This is a genomic window from Mesorhizobium sp. WSM4828, from assembly GCF_055811175.1.
Map to the genome: position 1 here is coordinate 200,847 of NZ_JBVVQK010000001.1, position 25,051 is coordinate 225,897.

Sequence of the window (25,051 nt, forward strand, 5' to 3'; positions counted from 1 at the left end):
TCGGGCGCATGGCGCACCCGATCCCTCAAGGCAAGCCTCAGATGACGAACAGCCAGTTGGCGAGCAGCATCACCGCGACGCCGGCGACCAGCGTCAGATAGGGCAGCATGCCTGCCTTTCGCACCGTAAGGTCGGACGAGCTCATGCCGAGATCGGCCAGCATATGGTCGGGGAACTTGCCCTTGTCCTGGATGTAATGCCGGAAGCAGAACACCGGGATGATCAAGGCTGCAGTGATCAGCCCGGCCCACAATGCCATCGGGTTCCAGACCTTGGCGCCGGCGCCCATGAAGACCGCGTTGACATAGGCAAGGATCGCGCCGAGGCCGAGCAGCCAGCTCGGCGCCTTCCATGGCCGCGCAATGTGGCCATTGTCGATGCGGTGGATCCAGCCGGCATTGAGGTTGAGGAAGTTGAAGATGATGTAGCCGCAATTCGACACCGCCAGGATGAAGAAGAAGCTCGTCGCGTCGGCCGAAGCGATGGCCAGCACAATCAGGTTGAAGATCAGGTCGGTCCACATCGCCCGCGTCGGCGCACCATGCTCGTTGACGTGGCTGAGGTAGCGCGGCAGCCAGCCGTCGACCGAACCCTGGTAGAGCGTGCGCGAAGAGCCGGCCATCGCCGTCATGATGCAGAGCACCAGCGCCAGGATCATCAGCATGACCAGCAGGCTGTGGATCAGCTGTCCGCCGCCGACCATGCCGGCCAGCGCATCGGCAACGCCGGAGCCGTCGACGATCGGCGTCGCCAGCATACCGTTCAAGCCGAGCACGCCCTGGAAGGTGAATGGCACCAGGATGAACAGCAGCATGCATAACAGGCCGGAGTAGAAGATCGCCTTGAAGGTATCGGTGCCGGGGTTCTTGAACTCGGAGGTGTAGCAGACGGCGGTCTCGAAACCGTAGGTCGACCATGCCGCGATGAACATGCCGCCGAGCACCAGCGTCCAGCCGGCGATGTTCCACGCACCGGGCTCCGGCGCATAGGCTGCCGCAAGCGGCACCAGCGGCGAGAAGTTTGTCCAGTTGATCTGGCCGGTGACGATCGGCACCACGCCGACGATCAGCATCGGGATGATAACCAGCAGGCCGATATATTTCTGCACATTGGCCGTGCCCAGGATGCCGCGATGCTGGATCGAAAAGATGATCAGCATCAGCACCGCACCGATGAAGAAGGTGGCGTTGAAGGTGAAGGAAACCGGGCCAAGCGTGTGGCCGTAGAGCGTCCAGCTGCGGATCGCCGGCGTCGCCGCCGCGGTGACTGCGGTGATGGCGTCGGCGGCGCTGGTTCCAGCATGGGCCGCGATATAGGCGGCGACTTCCGGCGAGGTGTCGGTGAACAGCGGCACCGGCGCCAGTGCGTTGAGGATATAGGCGGCGGCGATCGAGCAGCCGAGCGACAGCACCGGCGACCAGGCGAACCAGTTGCACCACACCGAAAGCGGCGCGATGAATTTGGAGTAACGCAGCCAGGCAGTGGCGCCGTATACCGAGGCGCCGCCGGATTTGTTCGGGAACAGCCCGGCGATTTCCGCATAGGTGAAGGACTGCAGGAAGCCCATCATCATGGATACCGTCCAGATCAGGAAGGCCAGCGTTCCGGTGGTGCCGGCAATGCCGCCGATCGAAAACAGGACAAGGGCCGGAACGCCGCTTGCCACCCAGAAGGCGCCGCGCCAATCGATGTTCCGGTGCAGCTGCCCTTCGGCAGGCGGCACCAGGGTGGTGACTATCGTGCTCATTTACGTGGATTCCCCATTTTTGATGTTCCCCATCGGCAACAGCCGCAATCCCGCGAGGCGTCATCGACGCTCACGTTGACCGGCCCAGGCGTTTTCCGCTCAGTAGTATTTTTTTCTTAGCAGTGAAGATTGACCCAACGCGCTTTCACGTCAAGCGCTTTGTGACGCTATGCACATTGCGCTTGTGAAACAGGCGAGCTTCGTTGGCGCTGCCAACAGGTGCGGTCTTTCCTTCTCCCCTTGTGGAGAAGGTGGCCGAGCGTAGCTCGGTCGATGAGGGGTGTTCCAGCTTGGCAAAACCGCACTTCGTCCAGCACCCCTGAACCGTCTTGGCGCTGCGCGCCAATCCACCTTCTCCCACAAGGGAAGAAGGGGAGAAGGGAAGAACCAGGCAGCGTCGATCAGGAGCGCGGTCTGGTCTTTTGCGGGTCGTAATGGGCAAAGGCGACGACGCGCGCCGGCAGCCGCTTGCTGTGGCCGTCGAGCTTGCCGATCTCGACCTCGGTGCCGATCGCCGAATGCGCGACGTCGAGCCTGGCCAGCGCGATGGTCTTGTTCAGCACCGGCGAGCGCATGCCGGAGGTGACGACGCCGATCTGGGCCCGGCCGACATGCACGCAATCGCCGTGGCCGACCGCGACATTGGCTTCGATGTCGAGGCCGACCAGCTTCTTCTGCGGGTTTTCCTTGCGCCGGATCAGCGCCTCGCGGCCGATGAAATCGTCACTTTTGGTCTTCAGCGGCACGGTGAAGCCGATGCCGGCCTCGAACGGATCGGTCTGGTCGGAAAACTCGTAGCCGGCAAAGATCAGCCCGGCCTCGATACGCACCATATCCAGCGCCTGCAGCCCCATCGGCTTCAGGCCGTGCGGCTGGCCGGCCTGCCAGATCGCGTCGAACACCTTTTCGGCGTCGCGCGGATGGCACCAGATCTCGTAGCCGAGCTCGCCGGTGTAACCGGTGCGCGAAACCACGACCGGAATGCCGTTGCCGCCGTCGATGCGGGCGACCGCGAAACGGAACCATTCGAGCTCGTCGATCGACGGCTGCAGCGGCGAGGTCCAGATGATCTCTCTGAGGATGTCGCGGCTTTTCGGTCCCTGCACGGCGACGTTGTGCATCTGGTCGGTCGACGAGCGGACCAGCACGGTGAGGCCGAGTTTTTGCGCCGTTTCTCGCAGCCATTCGCCGGATAGATCGTCGCCGCCGACCCAGCGGAAATTATCCTTGCCGAGCCGAAGCAGCGTGCCGTCGTCGATCATGCCGCCATGCTCGTAGCACATGGCGGAATAGACGACCTGGCCGACGCCGAGCTTCTTGATGTCGCGGGTCAGCGTGTATTGCAGCAGCGCTTCCGAGTCCGGCCCGGTGACCTCGAACTTGCGCAGCGGCGACAGGTCCATGATCACGGCGTCCTGCCGGCAGGCCCAGTATTCGTCGATCGGCCCTTGCCTGGCGAAGGAATTGGCCAGCCAATAGCCCTTGTACTCGACGAAGTTGCGGGTGTGCTTGGCAAAGCTCGAATGAAAGGCGGTCTCGCGGGTCATTTTCGGTTCCGAATCGGGCGTCATGCGTCTGGCGATCGCTCGCGAGAATTTGTGCTGGCCGGAATATGTTCGCACATGGATGTCGGTCAGGTTCCAGCCATTGGCCGGCGTCGTATCGTCGGGGCAGGCGGACGAGACGCAGACGATGTCGGTCAAGGCGCGCAGCAGCACATAGTCGCCCGGCCGCGACCACGGCTCGTCGGAAACCACGACGCCATGCGCGTCGATCGCCGTGTTGAAGAAGAAGTTGATCGCCATCCAGCCGGCGCGGGGCGTCACACCCTTGTCGGCTAGCGCCCGGTTGAAATTCTCCGAGCAGTTGGGATGGCCGGGGTAGCCGATGTCGTCGTAATATTTGGCCGCGCAGGCGAGCGCGAATGCATCGTGCCGGCCGCAAGTGTCCTGGATAACCTCGACCAGCGGCTCCATGTCCTGGTCATAATATTTCGAATGCAGGCCGGGCATTGGATAGCTCGAACCCATCAGCGTGCGCGTCGTCGTCACGTCGAGCGGATGATCGCGTCCCTTGTCCAACTTGCGCGCCGAAAAGCACTGGAAATCTGTACATTGGCGCCCGTCGACATCGATGATCTGCAGATAGTCGCCGGCTTTGACGAAATAGGCCTCCGCCGTCGCCGAATGGACGCGCAGGTCGAGCACGGGATCGGCCAGCGGGTCGGCAAGCCTGGATTTCGCCGCCGGGCGGATGGTGGCGCGCCGTACGATGACGCTGAGCGGCGTCGCGGTGTCGTGGCCGTCGACCAGCATCGGACCACCGGGCGCCGCAATCACCATCGACCCATCGCGGGCGACGGTAAACGCTTGTTCGGTACCGGCAGGGGTGGCGCCGCCGAAGACGCGAACCGCCTTTGCCTGGTCGAGCCGCACCTGGCGTCGCTTGAGCCCCCGGCGCAACGAAGCGAGGCTATCGTCGCCCTCGGCCAGCAGCGCCTTGATGCCGGCGGCATTGCTGTTCGATTTCTCGCCAAAAATGCCGGGATCGGTCGCGCCGCCGCTATCCCATGCCAGCAGCTCGCAGGCCTGCCCACCTTCGACGTTGCGCACGCTGATCGTATCGCCGGCCTCGACCTCGATCAGCACCGCGCCATTGCCCTGAACCGAATGGCGCTCCATCCCGGCCGGCAGCGCAATCTGGCCTGGCCGCAAGATCAGGCTCGGCCGCGGCGGTCCGGCGGCGATTACGGGGTAGGGCGACTGGCTCATCTCAACCCTGTGGTCCGAGAAACAAGTTTGCCTGTGTGTGAAATTATTTTAGCGGGAAGAATAGGGCAGAAGAGCCGGAGTTGGCAAGGTGAAGGTGGGGCAGCTCGGCCTTACCTTTCCGACGTCGGCCCTGCCCCTCATTGCCCTGCCGGGCATTTCTCCCCGTATAGTGACGGGGAGAAAGATCCTGTCACCAACGATTTCGCCAATTATCGGCGTTGCAGGAAAGGCGCAGCCGTCGCGGCAAGCCCCTTCTCCTCGTCACTATACGGGGAGAAGATGCCGGCAGGCAGATGAGGGGCGGCGCCGACGCAGATAGTTTACCCCAACTCCTCGGAATGCCCGATGTCGACGCCATATTCCGCGGCGGCATCGAGCATCGTGTGCCACAGGCTTTCGGCGAAGGTCGCGAACACCAGAAGGTTGAACACCGCCCGTCCGTCCGTCCGGTCATTGCCGCGCCAGAAATTGATGCTGGTATGGTCGATCGATGTCGCGGCAGCGGTGCCGGCCGGGAACGCCGCGGGGTGCAGGTCCAGCGACGACAGTTTGGCCAGCATCGCGCGTGCCTTTTCTCCCGAAACGCTGATCAGCACGCGGGCATGCGACTGGTGGGACAACGAGGCGGATTGCGCAAACGCCTGGCTCAGCGGTTCGATCGCGTGCTTGCCGCCATTGGACAGGACCAGGAACTGATCCGGTCCCGACCAGATCAGCGTAGCGTCGGGAACTCGGACCGCCTTGGGCGTTACCGGGGCGGCAACGCCGAAGCGGGCTTCGGCAGCCTTCGCCAGTTCTGCCGCTTTGCCGCGCCGCGCCATCACCTGGATCAGGTCGAAATTGCGGATCTCGATGAGCGATACGCCGGCCGCCGTGCCGCGCGCGCCATAGCCGCCGACAACAAGCGCCTTCTCCAGCGGACTGCGGGCAATCCAGGAAAACTCAGCCACGCTGGCGCCCTCCATCCGGATCGTAGAAGACGGGACTGCACAGCTCGACATCGTAGTCTTCGCCGCGCAGTGGATCATGCGCATGGACGATCTCGCCAATGCGATCGCGGCCTCGTTCGACCAGGCCAAGCCCGATCCACTGGTCGAGCACCGGCGAGAAGCAGACCGAGGTGACGTAGCCCTGGTCGTTATCGGGACCGGGTGTCTTGTCCTTCGGGATGATATGCGCCCCGGAGCGCAGGCGGCGCGTCTTGTCCGTCGGCTTGATGCCGATGACGACCTGCCGGTCCGGCGCAATCAGCGCCTCGCGCCCGGCCATGACGCGGCCGATGAAATCCTTCTTGGTCGACATCATCTTGCCGAGACCAAGGTCGGCGACGGTCGTCGTGCCGTTCAGCTCCGGGCCGGCGACATGGCCCTTTTCGATGCGCATGACGCCGAGCGCCTCGGTACCGTAGGGCGTCACGCCGAACGGCTTGCCGGCCAGCATCAAATTGCGCACCAGCGCGTCGCCATAGCGGGCCGGAACGGAGATCTCGAACGCCATCTCGCCGGAGAACGAGATGCGAAACAGCCGTGCCCTGATGCCGCCGCCGAGTAGCACTTCCCGCGCGCCCATGAACGGAAAGCCCTCGTTCGACAAATCCTCGGCAGGGTCGACGATTTCGCGAAGCAGGTCCCGCGTCTTCGGCCCGGCGACCGAGAACTGCGCCCACTGGTCGGAGACCGAGGTCAACTGCACGTCGAATTCGGGGAACAGCACCTGCCGGCAGAATTCGAGATGCTGCATCACCAGCCCGGCCTTGGCGGTGGTGGTGGTCAGGAAGTAGTGATCCTCGGCCAGCCGCGACGTGGTGCCGTCGTCATAGACGATGCCGTCCTCGCGCAGCATCAGCCCGTAGCGGGCTTTGCCGACGGCAAGACTGGAGAAGGTGTTGATGTAGACGCGGTCGAGGAAGGCGCCGGCATCCGGGCCGTGCACGTCGATCTTGCCGAGTGTCGAGACGTCGCAGAAGCCGACGCCGGAGCGCACCGCCTTGACCTCTCGGGTGACCGATTCCAGCCAGTCCTTTTCGCCGGCGCGCGGATACCATTGCGCGCGCTTCCACAGGCCGGTGTCGACGAACACCGCGCCCTGTTCGGCTGCCCAGTGATGCGACGGCGTCAGCCTTGTCGCATGGAAGTTCTCGTCGCGATGATGGCCGGCGAAGGCGCCGATGGCGACCGGCACATAGGGCGGGCGATAGATCGTCGTGCCGGTTTCGGGGATCGATTTGCCGCTGATTGCCGCCATGATGGCGAGACCGGCGACGTTCGAGGTCTTGCCCTGGTCGGTGGCCATGCCGAGCGTCGTATAGCGCTTGAGATGCTCGACCGATTCGAAACCTTCGCGCTGCGCCAGTTCGATGTCGGACGCGGTCACGTCATGCTGGTAGTCGACGAAGGCTTTCCCTTTGCCGGCGACATGCCAGAGCGGCGTCAGCGAAAAGGCTTCTTCGTCGGCGACCGGCGGCGTGCCGGCATTGCCGCCGCGTCCGGCGCCTTGTGCTGCTGCCGATCCGGCGGCAAAGCCCTGGCGCAGGCACTCGCCAAGTCCGAAGGCGCCGTTGGCGGCGCCGACGGCCACCATGCCGGGTGGCGCGCCGTCCGGCACGAAGGCTGCAATATCGTCCTGCCATTTCGGCCGGCCGCGATGATAGGAAGTCAGCCCGACCGCCGGATTCCAGCCGCCGGAGACGGCAAGTCCGTCTGCCTCGACCTCGGCGCGTGCGCCGCCGGTGAGCGCCACCGCAATTTTCCTAACGCCGTCCTTGCCGCCCTCGACCCCGCTGACCGAGCCGTTGAGCACGGCAAAGCCGCCTTTGGCGGCAAGCGCGCGATGCGCGGCGGAGACGTCCGGGCGTCCATCGATCACCGCCGCGATCTGCAGACCGGCGGCAAGCGCGGTCTCGACCGTGCGCCAGCCGTCCTCATTGTTGGTGAATAGGGCGATCCGCCTTGCCGGCGTCGCCGCGTAGCGCGCGACATAAGTCCGCATCGCCGAAGCCATCATCACGCCCGGCGTGTCGTTGCCGGCAAAGACGATCGGCCGCTCGATGGCGCCGGCGGCAACGACGCAACGCCTGGCTACGATCCGCCACAGTCGCTGGCGCACCTGGTGCTCGGGCGGCGAGGGCAGGTGGTCGTTGACCCGCTCGATGGCGCCATAGGTGCCGCCATCATAGACGCCGAACAGTGTCGTGCGGTTCATGATGCGGACATCGGGGAGCGCGGCGAGTTCCCCCAGCGTGCGCGTAATCCATTCGGCTGCCGGCTCGCCGTCGATCGTGCCGCCGTCGGCAAGCAGACGGCCGCCGAACGCAAAGTCTTCCTCGCACAGGATGACGCGGGCGCCGCTGCGCCCCGCCGCCAATGCCGCCGCCAGTCCGGCCGGGCCGGAACCGGCGATCAGCACATCGCAATGCGCCCACGCCTTGTCGTAATGGTCGGGATCGGCGACGCCGGCAGCGCGTCCGAGGCCGGCGGCGCGGCGGATCGCCGGCTCGTAGACCGCTTCCCAGAATTTCGCCGGCCACATGAAGGTCTTGTAGTAGAAGCCGGCGACGAAGATTGGCGCAAACAGCTGGTTGACCGCCATCAGATCATGGCGCAGCGACGGCCAGCGGTTCTGGCTGGCCGCTTCGAGCCCGTCATAAAGTTCGGCTGTGGTCGCCTTGGTGTTCGGCTCGCGCCGCGCACCGCTGCGCAGTTCGACCAACGCGTTGGGCTCTTCGGATCCAGCGGTCAGGATGCCGCGCGGCCGATGGTATTTGAACGAGCGGCCGACCAGCTTGACGCCATTGGCGATCAGCGCCGAGGCCAGCGTGTCGCCCTGGAAGCCGGCAAAGCTCTTGTCGTCGAAGCGGAAGCCCAGCGGCGCGGAACGATCGATGAGACCGCCCGATACGAGACGATAGGGCTGGCTGGAGGTCACGTTTGCCGGCCCCCATGCACGGGCGCCGCGCTGCCCCTCATCGCCCTGCCGGGCACTTCTCCCCGTATAGTGACGGGGAGAAGGACGCCTTCGTTGAGGGTTTCGCTAATCTCCAGCGTGACAGGAAGGGCGCCGAGGTTGCGGCCATATCCCTTCTCCCCGTCTCTATACGGGGAGAAGGTGCCGGCAGGCGGATGAGGGGCAGCGCTGAGTTGGCAGAGAATACTCATTTGGCAGCCAGCCTCGCACCAACGCCCGCCGCCGGCTCGACGGAGGAAATCTCATGCGTCAGCGTGTTGCGGGCGACCTTCAGCCAGGCCCGGCAGCCGCCGCCATGGTACCAGTATTCGCTCATCGGCCCGGCGACATTGTCGCGCAGATAGACGTAGTCGAAGACCTCGTCTTCGGTGGCGCCGGCCGCCGGGCGCGCCGGCTTGGCGTCGCCGAGATAGGTGAACTCGCCGAGTTCGCGTTCGCCGCAGAAGGGACAGACAATGCGCATGCTTCTTCAGCCAGCCTTCAATGCAGGTTCGGTTGGGCGCCCTGGCCCTTTTCGTCGATCATCGCACCTCGCCGGAAGCGGTCGAGGCGGAAGCGCGCCGCCTCCTTGTGCGGCTCGTCGCGCGCCAGCAGATGGGCAAAGACCAGGCCGGAGCCGGGCGTCGCCTTGAAGCCGCCATAGCACCAGCCGGCGTTGAGATAGAGCCCGTCGACCGGCGTCTTGTCGATGATCGGCGAGCCGTCCATCGACATGTCCATGATGCCGCCCCACTGACGCAGAAGCCGTATCCGGCCGATCATCGGCATCAGCGCCATGCCGCCCTCGCAAACGTCTTCCATGACAGGCAGATTGCCGCGCTGGGCGTAGGAATTGTAGCCGTCGATGTCGCCGCCGAACACCAGCCCGCCCTTGTCGGACTGACTGACGTAGAAATGCCCGGCGCCGAAGGTCATGACATTGGGGATCAGCGGCTTGATCGCCTCCGAGACGAAGGCCTGCAGCACATGGCTTTCGATCGGCAGCCGCATGCCGGCCATCGCCGCGACGCGCGACGAGGAGCCGGCGACCGCCATGCCGACCTTGGCGGCACCGATCCTGCCGCGCGACGTCTCGACGCCGGTCACCTTGCCGCTGCCGTCGCGGACAAAGCCGGTCACCTCGCAATTCTGGATGATGTCGACGCCGAGCGCGCTCGCCGCATGCGCATAGCCCCAGACCACGGCGTCGTGGCGTGCCGTGCCGCCGCGTCGCTGCAAAAGCCCGCCCTGCACTGGAAAGCGCGCATTGTCGAAGTTCAGGAACGGCATCATCTTCCTGACCGCCGTCAGATCAAGCAGTTCGGCATCGATGCCGTTGATGCGCATGGTGTTGCCGCGCCGCGCATAGGCGTCGCGCTGTGCGTCGGAATGGTAAAGGTTGATGACGCCGCGCTGGCTGACCATGGTGTTGTAGTTGAGGTCCTGCTCCATGCGTTCCCACAGCTTCATCGAAAGCTCGTAGAAACCGGTATTTCCGGGCAGCCCGTAATTGGAGCGGATGATGGTGGTGTTGCGGCCGGCATTGCCGGAGCCGATCCAGCCCTTTTCCAGCACCGCGACATTCCTGATGCCGTATTCGCTGGCGAGGAACCATGCCGTCGCCAGGCCATGGCCGCCGCCGCCGATGATCACCACGTCGTAGTGGCTCTTCGGGCTGGCGTCGCGCCAGGTCCGCTGCCAGTTCTTGTGGCCGGAAAATGCCGCCCGGGCGAGGGAGAAGATCGAGTATTTCATGAACCTGTTTCGCGCCGGGCGTGCAACAATTCCGGATCAGATGTCGAGCGTGTGGTCGCGCTCCCACTGGGTGAAGTGGGAAGCATAGGAATTCCATTCCTGCTGCTTGAGCTTTAGATAGGCCGACGAGAATTCCTCACCCAGCGCCGCCTTGAGCGATTTGTCGTTGTCGAACTCGCGCAACGCGTCGAGCAGGTTGAGCGGCAGCTTCGGCGCGCCCTCGACCGTATGGCCGAACTGGTACATGTCGATGTCGTAGCGCCGGCCGGGATCGGCCTTGGAGCGGACGCCGTCGAGCCCGGCGGCGATGATCACGGCCTGCAGCAGATACGGGTTTGCCGCGCCATCGGGCAGGCGCAGCTCGAAGCGGCCGGGACCAGGCACGCGCACCATGTGGGTTCGGTTGTTGCCGGTCCAGGTCACCGTGTTCGGCGCCCAGGTGGCGCCGGAGATGGTGCGCGGTGCGTTGATGCGCTTGTAGGAATTGACCGTCGGGTTGGTGATGGCGGCAAGTGCCGAGGCATGTTTCATGATACCGCCGAGGAAATTCCTGCCCTTGGCCGACAGGCCGAGCTCCATCGCATTGTCGGCGAAGACATTGGTCTTGCCGTCCTTGTCCCACACCGAGATATGCGCATGGCAACCATTGCCGGTCAGGCCCTGGAACGGCTTCGGCATGAAAGTCGCGCGCAAGCCGTGCTTTTCGGCAACGGATTTCACCATGAATTTGAAGAAGGAATGCTTGTCGGCGGTCGCCAGCGCATCGTCGAAGGCCCAGTTCATCTCGAACTGGCCGTTGGCGTCCTCATGATCGTTCTGGTAGGCGCCCCAGCCGAGCGCCAGCATGTGATCGCAGATCTCGGCGATCACGTCGTAGCGGCGCATCACCGCCTGCTGGTCGTAGCAGGGTTTCGACGCCGTATCGTATTCGTCGGAAATCGTCTTGCCGTCCGGCGAGATCAGGAAGAATTCGGCCTCGACGCCGGTCTTGATGTGCATGCCGTCGCCAGCGGCCTCCGCGATCAGTCGCTTCAGCGTGTTGCGCGGCGCCTGCTCGACCGATTTGTCGTCCATGATGCAGTTGGCGGCGACCCAGGCGACTTCGGGCTTCCAAGGCAACTGGATCACCGAGGCGGGATCCGGCACGGCCAGCATGTCGGGATGCGCCGGCGTCAGGTCGAGCCAGGTGGCAAAACCGGCAAAGCCGGCACCGTCCCGCTGCATGTCGGCGATCGCCTGCGCCGGCACCAGCTTGGCACGCTGCCCGCCGAACAGGTCGGTGTAGGATATCATGAAATATTTGACGCCCTTCTCCTTGGCGAAGGCGGCGAGATCGTTCCCCATTATAGTTCCTCGCTTACTGGCATTTGGTTTGTTTTAGAAGCCGTTCTTGCCCGGTATCCAGTTGGTGCCGGCCAGCGGCACGCCGGCCATGGCGGCGGCTTCGATCGTCAAGGCCACAAGATCCTCGGGCTCGAGATTGTGCAGGCTGTTCTTGCCGCAGGCGCGGGCGATTGTCTGAGCCTCAAGTGTCATCACCTTGAGATAGTTCGCCAGCCGTCGTCCGGCCGCAATCGGATCGACCCGTTTCATTAGCTCGGGATCCTGCGTGGTGATGCCGGCCGGGTCGCGTCCCTCATGCCAGTCGTCATAGGCGCCGGCGGTGGTGCCGAGCTCGTTGTATTCCGCTTCCCAGCGCGGGTCGTTGTCGCCGAGTGCGACAAGCGCTGCCGTGCCGATCGACACCGCGTCGACGCCGAGCGCCAGCGCCTTGGCGACGTCGGCGCCGTTGCGTATGCCGCCCGAGACGATCAGCTGCACCTTGCGGTGCATACCGAGATCCTGCAGCGCCTGCACGGCCGGCCTGATGCAGGCAAGCGTCGGCTGGCCGACATTTTCGATGAACACTTCCTGGGTAGCCGCCGTGCCACCCTGCATGCCGTCGACGACGATAACATCGGCGCCCGATTTCACCGCAAGCGCGGTATCGTAATAGGGCCGCGCGCCGCCGACCTTGACGTAGATCGGCTTTTCCCAGTCGGTGATTTCGCGCAGTTCGAGGATCTTGATCTCGAGGTCGTCCGGCCCGGTCCAGTCGGGGTGGCGCGAGGCCGAGCGCTGGTCGATGCCTTTCGGCAGCGTGCGCATTTCGGCGACGCGGTCGGAGATCTTCTGGCCGAGCAGCATGCCGCCGCCGCCTGGTTTCGCACCTTGTCCGACGACAACCTCGATCGCGTCGGCCCGGCGCAGATCGCGCGGGTTCATGCCGTAGCGCGACGGCAGGTACTGGTAGACCAGCGTCTTCGAATGGCCGCGCTCTTCCTCGGTCATGCCGCCGTCGCCGGTGGTGGTCGAGGTGCCCGACAGGGTCGCGCCACGGCCGAGCGCTTCCTTCGCCGGGCCGGACAGCGAGCCGAAGCTCATACCGGCAATGGTGATCGGGATTTTCAGCTCGATCGGTTTTTTCGCATAGCGCGAGCCGAGCACGACGCTGGTGTCGCAGCGCTCGCGATAGCCTTCGAGCGGGTAGCGCGAGATCGAGGCGCCGAGGAACAGAAGGTCGTCGAAATGCGGCAGCTTGCGCTTGGCGCCGGCGCCCCTGATATCATAGATGCCGGTCGCCGCGGCGCGGCGGATCTCGGAAAGCGTGTAGTCGTCGAAGGTCGCGGATTTGCGCGGCGTCGTCGGCGGGTTGCGATAGGTCATTGAGCCTCAATACGCGTCGGCGTTGTCGATATTGAAATTGTAAAGCGTGCGCGCCGAGCCGTAGCGCTTGAACTCCGCCGCCTTGACGCCGGTCACGCCGGCGCGGTCGAGCAGGTTTTGCAGCAATTCGAGATGCTCGGGCCGCATCTCCTTGGCTATGCAGTCGGCGCCGAGGCTTTCGACCTTGCCGCGCACGAAAAGCCGCGCCTCGTAGATCGAATCGCCGAGCGCATCGCCGGCATCGCCCAGCACCACCAGATTGCCGGATTGCGCCATGAAGGCCGACATGTGGCCGATATTGCCATGCACGACGATGTCGATGCCTTTCATCGAGATGCCGCAGCGTGACGACGCGTTGCCTTCGATGACCAGCAACCCGCCCCTGCCGGTGGCGCCGGCATACTGGCTGGCATCGCCCTTGACGACGATCTGGCCGGACATCATGTTTTCGCCGACGCCGGGTCCGGCCGAGCCATGCACGGTGATGCTGCCGCCGTCGTTCATGCCGCCGCAATAATAGCCGACGCTGCCGCGGACATCGATGGCGACCGGCTGGTCGACGCCGACGGCGACCGAATGGCTGCCTCGCGGGTGAAGTACTTCCCAGGCGGTCTCGTTCGAACCGGGCGCCAGATCGTGCAGCGCCTGGTTGAGCTCGCGCAGCGACATTTCGGCCAGGTCGAAGACCCTCGACGCCTGGCCCGGCTCTCGCGCGGCCTTGGAGAGGTTGCCCGTATTTAAGGCGTTGATTGCCGGCATCAGATCAATGCTCCCAGAAATAGACGGTTGCGGGCTCGGGTTCCCAGACCTTCGCATTGTCTATGCCGGGCAGTTTGGTGAGCGCTCGATATTCCGAGCCGAAGGCGACATACTGGTCGGTTTCGGCCATTACGGCAGGCTTGCAGGCGATCGGATCGCGCACCACGCCGAAACCGTTCTTGGTGCCGACGACGAAGGTGAAGAAGCCGTCGAGGTCGCTCAGCGTACCTTCCAGCGCCTCGCCCAGGTTCTTGCCATGCGCCATTTGCGAGGAGAGATAGGCGGCAGCGACCTCGGTATCGTTCTCGGTCTCGAATGTCATGCCTTCGCGGATCAGCTCGCGCCGGACATTGTTGTGGTTGGACAGCGAGCCATTGTGCACCAGGCACTGGTCGGCGCCGGTCGAGAACGGATGCGCGCCCATCGTCGTCACCGCCGATTCGGTCGCCATGCGGGTATGGCCGATGCCGTGGGTGCCGGTCATCTCGCGGACACCGAAACGGTCGACGACCGCTTCCGGCAGGCCGACTTCCTTGTAGATTTCGACGACGTCGCCGGCCCCCATGATGCGGATGTCGGGACGCAGCGCCTGGATCGCCTCGCGCGCTTGGTCGATCTTGGCAGGCGTCGTCCGGACCACCGCATGCGTCGACTTCGCAGCAATGCTCACCGGCGCGCCGATTGCCTTGGCGAGTTCGGCGTCGAGGCCGCGGAAATCGCGCTCCGGCTTGGCCGACTGGATGGTGATCTTGGCTTCACTGGAGGGCGCGCCATAGATGGCGATGCCGGCGCTGTCGGGACCGCGATCGCTGAGCGAGATCAGCATCTCCGACAGCATCGCGCCAAGCTGGGGCTCGAGCGACTTGTCCTTCAAAAACAGTCCGACGATTCCGCACATGTCAGGCTCCCGAGATTGTTCCCTTGGAGATGTATCGAATGAGTCCGGGGAATTCAATTGGTATGAAAAAAATTTTCCTGTCGTTATACATCAGCCTGGGGCGCGGCCGGGCGCACTATCGCCGCGCCCACCGCGATTGTGAACCCATTTGGCATAGCGGATGCGGGCGATCTTATAGGCATCCAGGATCGACAGGGCATAGATCAGGAAGCCGCCGGCATGGCGTCCGACGAAGCTGGCGTCGGGCGGCGCGATCTTGGCGGTGACCCAGGCCAGGATCACCATGAAGAACAGGAATTGCAGGCCGCGCACCGGCACGCCGAGCACGACATGCCCGCTCGCGGGCAAGACGATCGCAGCGCCCAGAACCAGATAGGGGCTCGGTGGTGCGGGGGAGGTGGTGATCTGGCTGGTCATGCCGCCTGCCGTTCGCTTCGATTGATGGCATCGCGCAGCGCCGAAGCCGACGACAGCAGCCTCTCGATCAGCCCCGGATCGAGCCTGACCGTGCCGAATTCGGCTTGCCGGAATACGCCGTAGCGCGCCCGCTCGGCCTCGGCCAGCAGCCAGACGATGCGCACGCCGTTCGGCGTGATTAGCAATTCCTTGGCGCGCCCCTCGGCAAAGATGTCGAGGTGACCGGCGATAAGGGCCTCGGGAAAGCGCACGCCCTTGCGGTCGGTCCGCAGCACCGCCTCGGCCGGAAATCCCGCCGCCGTCTGCAGCGTGTGGTCGAGATGATCGAAATTGGAAAAAGCCGTCGGCGATCCCGGCCGCATCATCAAATCGAAAGTGCCTGGTATCGCGACCTTTTCGGTGATCGAAACGCTCAGCCAGCGCGCCGGCAGTTTCCTGATCGCCAGCGTGTCGACGATGGTCCGCACCTGCACCCGCCGGCCGTTCCACGAGCCGGCGAAGGTGACGACGCCGGCAGTGCCATCCGAGATGATGGCCACGTCGGGGATGATTTCGCGAAGCCCCGCTTCGTCGGCGGCAAGCGCGGTCGAAGCCTTGGCGCGGTTCGAGCGCGCAAGCCAGGTTATGTGGAGGACGAGAGCCAGGGCAATCGCCCCGGCGAGCAACGCTGAGATCACCTAACGCACCTCGTCACGCAAATGCCCGCCCAGACCGGGCGCGCCGTCAGTACCCCTGCGGCTTCGGCCACGGCATGGTGAACTGGGCACCACGGCGCACGAATTTGTAGCGGTAGAAGTGGAACCACAGCGAGATCAGGAAGTAAAAGGCGACCATGGCGATCAGCTGCGAGCCGAAGCCGAGGAAGATCGCAAAGAAGGTGACCACGCAAAGGCAGAACAAGACGATCGCCGGCAGCGGATGGAACGGATGGGTGTAGCCGCGGCGGATCGAGCCGAGCGGCCACTTCTTCCTGAACATGATGATGTTGATGCTCATGAAGGTGTACTGCAGCACGCCCGACAGGATCGAGAAGGTGATCGCCTGGTTGAGGTCGGCGATGAAGGCAAAGGCGAGCGCGATCGGCAGCAGGAACAGGATCGAGCGATAGGGCGTGCGGTATTTCGGATGCACCGCCGAGAACCACGTCGGCAGATAGCGGTCGCGGCCGAGCGAGAACCAGGCGCGCGCGGCGTCGTTGATGCAGCCATTGGCGGAGGCGAGTGCGGCAAGCAGCGTCGCGATAAACAGCAGGTTCTCCAGCAGCGCGCTGCCGGTCAATTTTCCCGCGTCCCACAGCGGATAGTAGGTGATGCCGAGATATTCCCAGGGCATCAGCGAGGCGCAGACATACCAGGTCATGGCGGCCGCGATCAGAAGCGTGATCATGCCGGCCATCGTGCCGTAAGGCAGCGAGCGCGCCGGCGAGCGCACTTCCTCGGCCGCCTGCGTGGTGCCCTCGATGCCGAGATAGTACCAGATGCCGAACTGGAAGGCGGCGATGACGCCGATCCAGCCATAGGGCAGGGCGTTGCCGGGGGTGACCAGCTCGTTCAGCTTCAGCACCGCGCCTTGCGTCCACGGGCTTACCGAGAAGAACAGGATGACGATCGAGACATAGGCGATGGCGGTGATGACGAAGTTGACGTTGAGCGTCATCAGCACGCCGCGATAGTTCAGCCATGCCAGCACGACGATGGTCGCGGCAATGAAGGAATTGTGGTTGAGGCCCTCGACGCCGGCCTTGGCGACGATCGTGTCGCCGAGCAGGATCGCGTCAGACACTTCGAGCATGGTGTAGGCAAAGACCAGGAACAGCGCGACGTTGAAGGCCATCAGCGGCCCGACAATGTGCTTTGCCTGGGCATATTGGCCGCCGGCCGCAGCGACCGTCGAGGTAACTTCGGAATCGATCATCGCCACCGACGTGTAGAGCAGCCCGACGATCCAGCACACGATCAGCGCCGCCAGCGCGCCGCCCTTGTCCGCCGCGAAATTCCAGCCGGTGAATTCGCCGACCAGAACGATGCCGACGCCGAGCGCCCAGACATGGGCTGGGCCAAGCACCCTGAGCAGCGAAACCCTGTCGCCTTGCACTTGCACCGCCGGTTCAGCCGTGACCGTCATCGTTCAATCCCCCACTCAGATCCGGTGTTTTTCGGACACGGCTTCAAGTTCGCCTTCCCTCGACGAGGTCAGCGTCTCTTCGGAATAGGTCGTGTCGATCTTGAACCAGTCGTAGAGCATCCACAGCGCGAGCACGATCGAGATGCCCCAGCATGCGTAAGAGAGTGCCACCCACATGACGATGCTTCCCTATCTATTTGTCGCCGAACTTTTCGTCGATGACGTCGCGGTATTCGCGGTCCGATGCGCGGAACAGAAAGATGAAATAGCCGATCAGCACCGCGGCCATGATGACCAGCGTCGGCCAGTCGATGATGTAGTGGAACCGGTTCTGGATGATGTCATGCGCAGTTTCCGGGGTGTAGCCGAGCTTTTCCCAGATCGAGGCCATGGTCGGGTTCTGTCCGAGCGCTTCCCACGTCTTGGCGTCGAGCGCGTCGATGGATTTTGCCGCCCCTGCCAGTCCTAGTTTCAGCGGCAGCCACAGCGCGACGAAAATCGCGACAACGACGACGGCGATATCGAAAACCTGTCCGGCCTTGCTCTGTTCGGGCGGTGTATAGCGGGCCATGCGTCTCCCCCTCAGGACTTGCGGTTGCGGTAGGCGTCGGCATTCTTGATGTCGAGACCGTAGATGAAGTCCTTGTCTTCCTTGTAGTGGTTGACCATCGCAAGGATCGCGGCGGTGTTGAAGATCAGCACGGCGGCGGCGGCGACCGCGACGACGAGCTTGATGCCGGCGTCGGGGATGTACGGCCATGTCATGAACAGGACGAAGAGGATCGTCGCCCACAGGCAGACGATCAGGAGCATAGATCCACGCACGTCGGAACGGTACAACGCTTCCACGCGCTGTTGCAGGTCGGACATCGGCTTTCCCCTTTTTCAACGCCGGTCCAGATTGGCCGGTCATTGCCCTCTTTCAAGAGAGTGAAATTTTTTTCATAAAATCCGGCCGAATTCTGGAATTGTCAAGACGATTTTACGCGACGTTAACCGTTTGTTTGGGCTCGCCGGATTTGCCTGACAATGAAATTATTTGCTTACGGGTATTGCAGGCTTCCGGCGTTTGCGATCAATATTCAAGGCAACGCTCCCGCCTGTGTGCAGGGAGCAGGGGAAAGCAAAAAGTTCTTTCGAACGGAGGACCAGCGGATGACGGCATCCTGGAGATTTTCGACGCTTGCGGACCGCCATCGGGCGCTCGGCTCGAAGCTCGAGGACTGGAGCGGCATGGGCACCGCCTGGACCTACGACAAGGATGCCGACGAAGAGTATATCGCCATCCGCACCAAGGCCGGCCTGATGGATGTGTCCGGCCTGAAGAAGGTCCACATCACCGGGCCGCACGCCTCTCACCTAATCGACCTGGCGACGACGCGCGACGTCGAAAAGATCTATCCCGGCAAGTCGGCCTATGCCTGCATGCTCAACGAGGCCGGCAAGTTCACCGACGACTGCATCCTCTACCGCACAGGCCCGAATTCCTGGATGGTCGTGCATGGCTCGGGCACCGGCCATGAAGAGCTGCAGCGCGCTTCCGTTGGTCGTGACGTGTCGCTGCGCTTCGACGACAATCTGCACGACCTTTCGCTGCAAGGGCCGCTAGCCGTCGACTATCTGGCAAAGCATGTGCCGGGCATTCGCGACCTCAACTATTTCCATCACATGCAGACGCAGTTGTTCGGCTTCCCGGTGATGATCTCGCGCACCGGCTATACCGGCGAGCGCGGCTACGAGATATTCTGCCGCGGCCAGGACGCCGGCACGATCTGGGACAGGATACTCGACGAGGGCAAAAGCGCCGGCATCATCCCGTGCCGCTTCACCACGCTCGACATGCTGCGCGTCGAGAGCTACCTGCTGTTTTACCCCTACGACAATTCGCAGAAATACCCGTTCGAGAACGAGGGCCCTGGCGACACGCTATGGGAGCTCGGCCTCGACTTCACCGTCAGCCCCGGCAAGACCGGCTTTCGCGGCGCCGAGGAGCACTACCGGCTCAAGGGCAAGGAGCGCTTCAAGATCTTCGGCGTACTGCTCGAAGGCAGGGAGCCGGCCGATGAGGGCGCACCGGTCTATCGCGACGGCAAAAAGGTCGGCGTGGTGACCTGCGCCATGTATTCGCCGCTGGTCAAAAAATCGATGGGCATCGCCCGGCTCGACGTCGACTGCGCGGTGCAGGGCACCAGGCTCGAGATCCGCAACAAGAGCGGCGCCATCAGCGCAACCGCCGAGCCGCTTCCCTTCGACGATCCGAAGAAGACCAAGCGCACGGCGAAAGGCTGAGGCATACTGCGGGTATGGCAGCGAAAAGCATCATCAGCCGGCCGGTCTATGGGACTCTGTCTCCGCAGCTCGGCAAGCATCATCTTTTCATAGCGGATGCAGAGGGAGCGCTGGCCATTGCCGATCTGGCCGCCAAGGCACCGGCGGATTTCTTCGGCGGCGCCCACATCATCTTCATTCCCGGCCGCGACGGCAAATATGCCGATGCGCTCGAAGCCCTGAAGCCGGCGCAGTTCTACCTCGGCCATTCCTTCGCCAGTGCCCTGCCGCGGCTGAAGCAGACCCTGGCCAACGCGCATATGGGCCTCAGGCTCTATCTCGCCGGCACCGAAGGGCTGATCGGCCAGGCCATGCAGGCGGCGCTCGAAGCCGGCATCGATCACACCTCGATCCAGACCGAGCATCGCGGCTCGCTGGCGCGCCGCATGCAGTGCGTCCACTGTAAGGGCATCACCGAGAACGTGACGACGCAGCCGGCGACCTGTTCGCATTGCGGCCTGCTGCTTCTGGTGCGCGATCATTATTCGCGGCGCCTTGCCGCCTTCCAGGGCGTCTGTATCAACGCCGAGGACCGCAGCGAAATTCCTCCGATCGAGGAGGTCTTTCGATGAGCACCGGCACAACCAAGCTCGATGTCGTTGTCAGCGATGTCGTTCCGGTCAACGAACTGGTCACGCGCTTTCACTTCCGCAGGCGCGACGGCGAGCTCTTGCCGACCTTTTCCGGCGGCGCCCATGTCGTCGTCGAGATGCGCGATGGCGAGCGCACCAGGCTCAATCCCTATTCGCTGATGGGCTCGCCGCTCGACACCCGCGAATACACCATCTCGGTGCGCCGCGACGATGCCGGCCGCGGCGGCTCGCTGTTCATGCACAGGCAGGTCAGGCCGGGCACGGAGATGGTGGTCAGCTATCCCGTCAACCTGTTCTCGCTCGATCTGCGCGCCAGGAAGCATCTGATGCTGGCCGGCGGCATCGGCATCACCCCGTTCATGGCGCAGACCGCGCAGCTGGCGGCGGAAGGCGGCAATTTCGAATTGCATTACACCTGCCGCACCGCCTCGCTCGGCACCTATGCCGACCTGCTGAGAGAGCGCTACGACCGCCGGGTCAGGCTCTATCACGATGACCGCGACGAGCGCGTCGATCTCGACCGGCTGCTGTCGTCGCAGCCGCTCGGCACGCATCTCTATGTCTGCGGCCCGTCGGGCATGATCGGCTGGGTGCGCGAGCGCGCCGCCGCTCTCGGCTGGCCGGCGGAAACCGTGCATTTCGAGCATTTCGCGGCACCCCAGCCCGGCGCGCCGTTCGACGTGACGCTGGCGCTCAGCGGCAAGACAATCCGTGTCGACGAGCAGCAGAGCCTGCTCGAGGCGATCGAGGCGGCCGGCGTCGATCCGCCCTATCTCTGTCGCGGCGGCGTCTGCGGCCAGTGCGAGACCAACGTCATTTCGCATGACGGCAAATTCATCCACAGCGACCACTGGCTGAGCGAGGAAGACCACCGTTCGGGCTGCAAGATCATGCCCTGCGTCTCGCGCTTCGAGGGCAGGTCGCTGGTGCTGGAAAGATAGGAGGCGAGCTTGGGCATCACCTTTCGCAAGGAAACGTTCCGCGACGACTTCACTTTCAGGAACAGCCCCGAGCACATCAGGCGGTTCCCATTCCCGTTCCACGAAGACAGCTACATGTATGCGGTCAATATCGAGCCGCATGTCGTCGGGCCGAAGGGCAGCGTGCTGGAGAATCTGATCGACGTCGACGAGCACTATGTCGCCGAGATGCAGGACCGCGCTTTGGTGCTGGCGGAAGACCCGCTGCGCTGCCAGTCGCTGCCGCATATGACGCTGGCCGGCTGGGATCTGCTCGAACTTTTGATGGAGCAGCAGGCGCTGGGCTATCCAGAGCATTTCACGCTGATCCGCGACGGCGACCGCTGGCGCTGGGTCAACCGGCCGCTCGGCATCGACGACAGCTTCACCTTCGGGGACGTCTCGACGCTGCCCTATGGGCCGATGGAGTACATCACCCGGCAGAGCCAGGGCGATTTCTGCATCCTCGACCAGCGCGACGGCAATCTGTGGATGGATGCCGGCATGGTCACCACCCAGGCCGACTGGTCGCTCGATTTCGACATCGGCATGAACTTCTTCGAATGGCACGCGCCGGTGCCGCTGGCGCATGAGAAGGGCATATTCGTCCGGGCGCTGAAGTTCCTCACCAACATCCAGCAGGGCAAGCCGGCACGGCGGCTGAACTGGACGATGACCATCAATCCGCGCCTCGACACCAGCCCGGAAAACTACCACAAATGGGGTCCGGACCGCGCCACGGTGACGCCGGAAAACGTCGGCGACAAAGTGCATCTGCGCGTCGAGCTGCAGAGCTTCTGGCGGCTGCCGCGCTCGAACGCGATCGTCTTCCCGATCCGCTGCTACCTGATCAAGATGGACGAGCTGGTGACGCAGCCGAAATGGGCTCGGCGCCTGCACCGCGTCATCCGCGACCTCCCCGACGAACTCGCTAATTACAAAGGCCTGACGCGCTACCGGACGACGCTGGTCGAATGGCTGTCGAGGTTGGATGATGGCAGTGCGACGTCGCCGGGGTTCGGGCCGGATTGAGTTTTTCTTTGCGCGGTGGCGCTACCCCTAAAGCAGCCAATCTCCCCCCTTGAGGGGGAGATGCCCGGCAGGGCAGAGGGGGGCGCCGTGGAGCGCCGGCCTTGCCCAATGTCCACTCCAGCGCCTCCGCGAAGCTCACGACGCGCCGCCCAGCCCAGCCACGATCACGACATGCTGGCAGACATTGTCGATATCGCGAATGACATCGTCGTTCCAGAAGCGCAGGACTGTCCAGCCCAGCGCTTCGAACTTGGCGGTTCTTGCAGCGTCCGATTCCGATGTTTCGGCCTGGCCATGCTGGGAACCATCAAGCTCGACGATCAGCTTTTTGTCCGGGCATGCAAAATCGACGACATGGCCGGCGATAGGCATCTGGCGCCGAAACCCCAGTCCCATCAGCCTGTGTGCCCTGATCTCATTCCAAAGCTTGAGTTCGGCATCGGTCATCACCTTGCGCATCCTGCGCGCATTGCGGCGGTTGTTGGCGGATACTAGATTATGCGTCATCGCGGTTCGCCCCCCTCTGTCCTGCCGGACATCTCCCCCTCTAGGGGGGAGATCGAATGTCACTTCGGCTTTCGCCAACTACCAATGCTGCAAAAGAGTAGCCGTCGCGAAGCCGCCGATCTCGCTCCCAAGGCGACCAAGGGGGAGACCGATCTCCGTTACCCCGCGCTTTGCGGGTAGCAGATGATCGAGAGATAGCGCATCGGCAGGACGCTCAGCACTTCCGGTCCGTGCGGCGCGTCTGCGTCGAAGAACAGGCTGTCGCCGGGTTTCATCGGGTAGAGATTGCTGCCGTGCCGGTAAACCACCTCGCCTTCGAGCATATAGAGGAATTCCATGCCCTCGTGCTGGAAGGTCGGGAACACGTCGGAATCCTCGGTCAGCGTGATCAGATAGGGTTCCACGACGACGCCGCTGGTGTTGGAGCCGATATGGCCGAGCAGATTGTACTGGTGGCCGGCGCGCGTGCCGCGGCGCTCGACGTCGAGGCCTTCGCCGGCCTTGACGAAGACGGCGCTGCGCTCTTCTTCGAAGCGGCGGAAGAAAGCGGTGACAGGGACGCCGAGCGCCCGTGACAGCGCCTGCAAGGTGGTCAGCGACGGCGAGGTGATGCCGTTCTCGATCTTCGACAGCATGCCAAGCGAAATGTCGGTGGCGGCAGCCAGATCGGCGACGGTGATGCCGAGCTTCTTGCGGAAGGCCCGCACCTCGCGGCCGATGGCGACCTCCAGCACTTTTTCGCGGGTGTCGCGAATGGCGTGCGGGTTCTGGGTGAGCGGCGCGCGTATCTTGCGCGGATCGATTGCAGCGACCGACGGCTTGGCTTTGGCGGCGACGACGGCCGCAGCAGGCTTTAGACTGGATGCTTTTTTTGCCATTTTCGCCACCCCGGACCTTGCCGATTCATTTCACTCCCGGTGAACATATTCGGTGCCGATACAGAAGCGCAACTCTTACGGCAAGCCAGCCGTGTCGAATTGCGCAATGTCCGGATTTCGTCCGAGCTACCGCGTCGCCTGGAAATCCAGCTTGGTGAACCGAGGGTTTCGCGACAAGCCCTGTTGACAGCATCGAAGGGGCAATTACTGTCCTGTCAGTGAAATTTGTTTCGTTAGAGAAATGAGATCGGGAGGCCCGCAATGAAAGATCGTGTTGCCGTCATCGGAGCCGGGCCATCCGGCATGGCCCAGCTCAGGGCCTTCAAGTCGGCCGCCGACAAGGGCGCCGATATTCCCGAGATCGTCTGCTTCGAAAAGCAGTCCGACTGGGGCGGCCTGTGGAACTACACCTGGCGCACCGGCCTCGACGAGCACGGCGACCCGGTGCATGGCTCGATGTACCGTTACCTTTGGTCGAACGGCCCGAAGGAATGCCTCGAATTCGCCGACTATACGTTCGAGGAGCATTTTGGCCGGCCGATCGGCTCCTATCCGCCACGCGCCGTCCTGTGGGACTACATCAAGGGCCGCGTCGAAAAATCCGGCGTGCGCCAATGGGTGCGCTTCAACAGCCCGGTGCGCATGGTCACCTTTTCCGACGCGACGAAGAAGTTCACCGTCACCGCGCATGATCGCACCAACGACGTCACCTACTCGGAAGAATTCGACAATGTCGTCGTCGCTTCGGGGCATTTCTCCGTGCCCAACGTTCCCTATTTCGAGGGCTTCTCGACCTTCAATGGTCGCATCCTGCACAGCCACGATTTCCGCGACGCGATGGAATTCAAGGGCAAGGACATTTTGATCATCGGCCGTTCTTATTCGGCCGAGGACATCGGCTCGCAATGCTACAAATACGGCGCCAAATCGATCACCTCGAGCTACCGCTCGAAGCCGATGGGCTTCAAATGGCCGGAGAACTGGAAGGAAGTGCCGCTGCTGCAGAAGGTCGTCGGCAAGACGGCGCATTTCAAGGACGGCAGCACCAGAGACGTCGACGCCATCATCCTGTGCACCGGCTATCTCCACTCCTTCCCGTTCCTGACCGAGGACCTGAAGCTGAAGACCGCCAACCGCATGTGGCCGGACGGGCTCTACGAGGGCGTCGTCTGGGAGAAAAACCCGAAGCTGTCCTATATCGGCATGCAGGACCAGTTCTACACCTTCAACATGTTCGACGCGCAGGCCTGGTTCGCCCGCGACGTCATCATGGGCCGCATCAAGCTGCCCTCGGCCGAAGCGATGGCCGAGCACGGCAAAAAGTGGCGGGCACGCGAGGAAACGCTGGAAGACGCCGAGCAGATGATCTGGTTCCAGGGCGACTACACCAGGGAGTTGATGGAGCAGACCGACTATCCCGGCTTCGATGTCGAGGCTGTCAACCAGACCTTCATGGAATGGGAGCACCACAAGGCGGAAGACATTATGGGCTTCCGCGACAACGCCTATCGCTCGCTGATGACCGGCACGATGGCGCCGCTGCACCATACGCCTTGGCTGCAGGCGATGGACGATTCGATGGAGAGCTATCTCGAGGTAAAGGGCGTCGCGGCGGAGTAGGCAGTCCGAACGACG

Annotated in this window: 24 protein-coding genes; 5 read left to right on the forward strand and 19 right to left on the reverse strand. The window is 63.5% G+C overall.

Features of this window, described 5'->3' with window-relative positions; all coding sequences use genetic code 11:
- Nucleotides 1–37: 37 nt before the first annotated feature.
- From AC0L2X_RS01070 to AC0L2X_RS01150, 17 genes are all read right to left on the reverse strand, one after another.
- Complete coding sequence (locus tag AC0L2X_RS01070; protein ID WP_473553136.1) at nucleotides 38–1,747, reverse strand: APC family permease; 1,710 nt, start codon at nucleotides 1,745–1,747, stop codon at nucleotides 38–40.
- Between the two features lie 145 nt (nucleotides 1,748–1,892).
- A complete protein-coding gene (locus AC0L2X_RS01075; protein ID WP_473553139.1) occupies nucleotides 1,893–2,093 on the reverse strand; it encodes a hypothetical protein in 201 nt (66 codons plus the stop codon).
- A 55-nt stretch (nucleotides 2,094–2,148) separates the two neighbouring features.
- Nucleotides 2,149–4,518 (reverse strand): DUF1989 domain-containing protein, encoded by a 2,370-nt coding sequence (locus tag AC0L2X_RS01080; RefSeq protein WP_473553141.1) that lies wholly within the window; start codon nucleotides 4,516–4,518, stop codon nucleotides 2,149–2,151.
- A gap of 320 nt (nucleotides 4,519–4,838) precedes the next feature.
- A complete protein-coding gene (locus AC0L2X_RS01085; protein ID WP_473553143.1) occupies nucleotides 4,839–5,468 on the reverse strand; it encodes a sarcosine oxidase subunit gamma in 630 nt (209 codons plus the stop codon).
- Nucleotides 5,461–8,442 (reverse strand): sarcosine oxidase subunit alpha, encoded by a 2,982-nt coding sequence (locus tag AC0L2X_RS01090; protein WP_473553146.1) that lies wholly within the window; start codon nucleotides 8,440–8,442, stop codon nucleotides 5,461–5,463. Before AC0L2X_RS01090 ends, AC0L2X_RS01085 begins: the two co-directional genes overlap by 8 nt.
- A 226-nt stretch (nucleotides 8,443–8,668) precedes the next feature.
- Nucleotides 8,669–8,944, reverse strand: coding sequence for a sarcosine oxidase subunit delta (locus AC0L2X_RS01095; RefSeq protein WP_473553148.1), 276 nt, complete (start codon nucleotides 8,942–8,944; stop codon nucleotides 8,669–8,671).
- A gap of 17 nt (nucleotides 8,945–8,961) precedes the next feature.
- A complete protein-coding gene (locus tag AC0L2X_RS01100) occupies nucleotides 8,962–10,215 on the reverse strand; it encodes a sarcosine oxidase subunit beta family protein (protein WP_352569362.1) in 1,254 nt (417 codons plus the stop codon).
- A gap of 36 nt (nucleotides 10,216–10,251) precedes the next feature.
- Nucleotides 10,252–11,559, reverse strand: a complete 1,308-nt coding sequence (gene glnT, locus AC0L2X_RS01105; RefSeq protein WP_023673983.1) for a type III glutamate--ammonia ligase — start codon at nucleotides 11,557–11,559, stop codon at nucleotides 10,252–10,254.
- Between the two features lie 33 nt (nucleotides 11,560–11,592).
- A complete protein-coding gene (locus AC0L2X_RS01110; protein ID WP_352489496.1) occupies nucleotides 11,593–12,921 on the reverse strand; it encodes an FMN-binding glutamate synthase family protein in 1,329 nt (442 codons plus the stop codon).
- A gap of 6 nt (nucleotides 12,922–12,927) precedes the next feature.
- Nucleotides 12,928–13,590, reverse strand: coding sequence for a GltB/FmdC/FwdC-like GXGXG domain-containing protein (locus AC0L2X_RS01115; protein ID WP_473553671.1), 663 nt, complete (start codon nucleotides 13,588–13,590; stop codon nucleotides 12,928–12,930).
- 94 nt (nucleotides 13,591–13,684) lie between these two features.
- Nucleotides 13,685–14,578, reverse strand: a complete 894-nt coding sequence (locus tag AC0L2X_RS01120) for a class II glutamine amidotransferase (RefSeq protein WP_352660738.1) — start codon at nucleotides 14,576–14,578, stop codon at nucleotides 13,685–13,687.
- Nucleotides 14,579–14,668: 90 nt separating this feature from the next.
- Complete coding sequence (locus AC0L2X_RS01125; RefSeq protein ID WP_352489498.1) at nucleotides 14,669–14,995, reverse strand: hypothetical protein; 327 nt, start codon at nucleotides 14,993–14,995, stop codon at nucleotides 14,669–14,671.
- Complete coding sequence (locus AC0L2X_RS01130; protein WP_473553154.1) at nucleotides 14,992–15,672, reverse strand: hypothetical protein; 681 nt, start codon at nucleotides 15,670–15,672, stop codon at nucleotides 14,992–14,994. The genes AC0L2X_RS01125 and AC0L2X_RS01130 overlap by 4 nt, the downstream gene beginning before the upstream one ends.
- Before the next feature lie 46 nt (nucleotides 15,673–15,718).
- Nucleotides 15,719–17,119 (reverse strand): APC family permease, encoded by a 1,401-nt coding sequence (locus AC0L2X_RS01135; RefSeq protein ID WP_473553156.1) that lies wholly within the window; start codon nucleotides 17,117–17,119, stop codon nucleotides 15,719–15,721.
- Between the two features lie 15 nt (nucleotides 17,120–17,134).
- Nucleotides 17,135–17,296 (reverse strand): hypothetical protein, encoded by a 162-nt coding sequence (locus AC0L2X_RS01140; RefSeq protein ID WP_473553159.1) that lies wholly within the window; start codon nucleotides 17,294–17,296, stop codon nucleotides 17,135–17,137.
- A gap of 16 nt (nucleotides 17,297–17,312) precedes the next feature.
- Nucleotides 17,313–17,690, reverse strand: a complete 378-nt coding sequence (locus AC0L2X_RS01145) for a hypothetical protein (RefSeq protein WP_473553161.1) — start codon at nucleotides 17,688–17,690, stop codon at nucleotides 17,313–17,315.
- Nucleotides 17,691–17,701: 11 nt separating this feature from the next.
- Nucleotides 17,702–17,989 (reverse strand): hypothetical protein, encoded by a 288-nt coding sequence (locus tag AC0L2X_RS01150; protein WP_352476575.1) that lies wholly within the window; start codon nucleotides 17,987–17,989, stop codon nucleotides 17,702–17,704.
- Nucleotides 17,990–18,274: 285 nt separating this feature from the next.
- Between AC0L2X_RS01150 and AC0L2X_RS01155 the strand changes: the two genes are divergently transcribed.
- From AC0L2X_RS01155 to AC0L2X_RS01170, 4 genes are read left to right on the forward strand one after another with little or no spacing between them, the layout of a single operon-like run.
- On the forward strand, nucleotides 18,275–19,408 hold the full coding sequence (locus AC0L2X_RS01155; RefSeq protein WP_352773122.1) for an aminomethyl transferase family protein: 1,134 nt from the start codon (nucleotides 18,275–18,277) through the stop codon (nucleotides 19,406–19,408).
- A gap of 14 nt (nucleotides 19,409–19,422) precedes the next feature.
- Nucleotides 19,423–20,019: a dimethylamine monooxygenase subunit DmmA family protein gene (locus tag AC0L2X_RS01160; RefSeq protein WP_352489502.1), complete on the forward strand. Its 597-nt coding sequence runs from the start codon at nucleotides 19,423–19,425 to the stop codon at nucleotides 20,017–20,019.
- Nucleotides 20,016–20,981: a PDR/VanB family oxidoreductase gene (locus AC0L2X_RS01165; RefSeq protein WP_473553164.1), complete on the forward strand. Its 966-nt coding sequence runs from the start codon at nucleotides 20,016–20,018 to the stop codon at nucleotides 20,979–20,981. The genes AC0L2X_RS01160 and AC0L2X_RS01165 overlap by 4 nt, the downstream gene beginning before the upstream one ends.
- Before the next feature lie 9 nt (nucleotides 20,982–20,990).
- A complete protein-coding gene (locus AC0L2X_RS01170) occupies nucleotides 20,991–22,031 on the forward strand; it encodes a heme-dependent oxidative N-demethylase family protein (protein ID WP_473553166.1) in 1,041 nt (346 codons plus the stop codon).
- Between the two features lie 135 nt (nucleotides 22,032–22,166).
- Here AC0L2X_RS01170 and AC0L2X_RS01175 read toward each other — a convergent pair whose 3' ends face one another.
- Together AC0L2X_RS01175 and AC0L2X_RS01180 are read right to left on the reverse strand one after the other, a co-directional pair.
- A complete protein-coding gene (locus AC0L2X_RS01175) occupies nucleotides 22,167–22,538 on the reverse strand; it encodes an endonuclease domain-containing protein (protein WP_352489505.1) in 372 nt (123 codons plus the stop codon).
- A gap of 158 nt (nucleotides 22,539–22,696) precedes the next feature.
- A complete protein-coding gene (locus tag AC0L2X_RS01180; protein ID WP_352452528.1) occupies nucleotides 22,697–23,416 on the reverse strand; it encodes a helix-turn-helix domain-containing protein in 720 nt (239 codons plus the stop codon).
- Between the two features lie 261 nt (nucleotides 23,417–23,677).
- On the opposite strand from AC0L2X_RS01180, the gene AC0L2X_RS01185 reads away from it, so the two are divergent.
- Nucleotides 23,678–25,036: an NAD(P)-binding domain-containing protein gene (locus tag AC0L2X_RS01185; RefSeq protein WP_473553169.1), complete on the forward strand. Its 1,359-nt coding sequence runs from the start codon at nucleotides 23,678–23,680 to the stop codon at nucleotides 25,034–25,036.
- Nucleotides 25,037–25,051 lie beyond the last annotated feature (15 nt).